Annotated in this window: 1 protein-coding gene; it reads left to right on the top strand. The window is 60.9% G+C overall.

The features are described from left to right. A partial coding sequence (locus tag OC445_RS27235) for a hypothetical protein (protein ID WP_262020459.1) occupies window positions 1–432 on the top strand: 432 nt, incomplete at both ends.

The raw sequence follows: 432 nt of genomic DNA, 5'->3' as shown, positions 1-432 counted from the left end.
CGATGCCGCGGTATTCTGAGATCACCGAGGTGCTGATCAGCCGTGGCGTGGGCGAGTTGCCGTCGCCGACCTTGCGCGAAGCCCAGACGACCGGCCCCGACACCGCCGAACTGGAGCCGCTCAGGGTGCAACAGGGTACCCAACTGGTGGTGAGCTATGTGGGGATGCGCAACAGCGACTCGATCAAAGTCACCATGAACGGTGCCGACAATGGCGGTTCGCCAGATATCCCGGCCAAACCTGGGAATGAAGCCTTGCAGGAGGTGGCGTTCGATATTTCCAGGGCGGCGATTGCGGCGAATATTCGTGACCACGCCACCACGGTGAAATACCACTATGTGGTAACCCGTGCGGGAGTCTCGGTCACGTCGGCAATTTTGACGGTGACCGTGAGGCCGATACCGCAATCGGAGCTGGCCAAGACGGTCATCA

The organism is Pseudomonas sp. Pse35, assembly GCF_024519715.1.
Taxonomy (GTDB): Bacteria; Pseudomonadota; Gammaproteobacteria; order Pseudomonadales; family Pseudomonadaceae; genus Aquipseudomonas; species Aquipseudomonas paracarnis.
Note: the sequence above shows the minus strand (reverse complement) of the source record. Positions and strands in the feature narration are given on the sequence as shown.